Source organism: Myxococcus vastator, assembly GCF_010894475.1.
In the GTDB taxonomy this organism is placed as follows: domain Bacteria; phylum Myxococcota; class Myxococcia; order Myxococcales; family Myxococcaceae; genus Myxococcus; species Myxococcus vastator.
This window is the reverse complement of the sequence record NZ_JAAIYB010000817.1, coordinates 1-1591: the sequence shown is the minus strand read 5'-3', so window position 1 is coordinate 1591 and position 1591 is coordinate 1. Positions and strand designations below refer to the sequence as shown.

General features: G+C 68.8%; 2 protein-coding genes. One reads left to right on the top strand and one right to left on the bottom strand.

Annotated elements, in window-relative coordinates:
- Window positions 1–769, top strand: a 769-nt coding sequence (locus G4D87_RS37580) for a quinone-dependent dihydroorotate dehydrogenase (RefSeq protein ID WP_163787564.1), incomplete at its 5' end; no start/stop codon positions are given.
- Between the two features lie 99 nt (window positions 770–868).
- On the opposite strand, the gene G4D87_RS39820 is transcribed toward G4D87_RS37580, so the two are convergent.
- Window positions 869–1543 (bottom strand): DUF4097 family beta strand repeat-containing protein, encoded by a 675-nt coding sequence (locus tag G4D87_RS39820; RefSeq protein ID WP_240358933.1) that lies wholly within the window; start codon window positions 1541–1543, stop codon window positions 869–871.
- Window positions 1544–1591: the final 48 nt, after the last annotated feature.

Below are 1591 nucleotides of genomic sequence, written 5' to 3'. Positions count from 1 at the left end.
GCCGGAGCACCGCGCGGTCATCAACCGCATGGGCTTCAACAACCACGGCGCCGACCGGGCCGCCGCGCGCCTGCGGATGCAGACGTGGCGCCCGGGCCCGCTGGGGGTGAACATCGGCAAGAACAAGGACACGCCGCTGGAGCGGGCGGTGGACGACTACGTGGCCTGTGTGGACGCGCTGGCGCCCCTGGGTGACTACGTGGTGGTCAACGCCTCGTCCCCCAACACGCCGGGCCTGCGCAAGCTCCAGGAGCCCGAGCAGCTGGGACAGCTCCTGGGCGCCGTACAGGAGCGCCTGGCCACCGTGGCGCCGGGCAAGCCGCTGTTCCTCAAGATTGCCCCGGACCTGTCCCCCGAGGCCGTGGACGAGGTGGTGGATGTCGCGCGGGCCCAGAAGCTCGCCGGCCTCATCGCCACCAACACCACCGTGGCCCGGCCCTTCGAGCATCCCCTCGCGAAGGAAGCGGGCGGCCTGTCGGGAGCACCTGTGCGCGAGCCCGCCAACGCCGTCATCCGCCGCGCGTACCTGCGCAGCGGAGGCGCGCTGCCCATCATCGGCGTGGGCGGCGTCTTCACCGCGCAGGACGTCTACGAGAAGCTGCGCGCGGGCGCGTCGGTGGTGCAGGTGTACACGGGCTTCATCTACGAGGGCCCAGGCCTGGTGGGACACATCCTCCCCGCCCTGGCCACCCTGCTCGCCCGCGACGGCTACAAGCAGGTCCGCGACGTCATCGGCGCCGAGCACCGGAAGCCCGGCACGGCCAACTGACGCACTGCATCCATCCGCGGACAAAAAATGAGCGCTCGCCGGCGCCTTGGAGTTTCACCGGCGAGCGCCCCGGGCCCAGTGCTTGACGGGCCTCGAAAGCTATGGCTGCACGGTGAGCGAACCGCCGACCGTGCTGACCTCCACCGCATGGGCACCCGAGCCATACGTCTGCTCGCGACTGCCCAACCGCGCGGGACTGTCGTTGAAACGACCACCGACAGTATTGAATTCCAATCTCACATCCGCCTGGGCCGGCAGCTTCAGCCGGACATCCCCGCCCACCGTGGACACAGAAGTAGTCACGACCTTCCGCGGTGCCAATGCCACGGTGCCGTTCACCGTGCTGACGTCCAACCGCTCCTCCGAACCGTCCACTTCCACACGGCCGTTGACTGTCGCCAGCGACTGCCGCCCCGTCACGCCCGCCACCGTCACCGGACCGCCCACCGTCGCCACGTCCAGACGCGCCCGCCGTGGCACCTTCGCGGTGAACTTCACCGCGGGCCCGCTCCGACGGCAGGACCGCGTCTCTTGTTCACACGGGCCGCAACACACCCGCGCCCGGATGACGCCCTCTTCTTGGACGACTTCCACGTCCACTTCGTTCCGGGAATTATTCGAGCCTTCCCGAACAACCGTGATTACCACGTCATTCCCGTCTACCGCATCTACGCGCACCGCGCCATCAACATTGCCAATATGAACTTCAGGCGAGCCGTCCGTGTTGAACGTCCACGTCTGGGTGGACGGCGCGGCGGCGAGGATGAGCAGCAAGGGTAGGACCATGTGCGGGCTCCGAGAGAGGGGTGAGGCCCCCCTCCC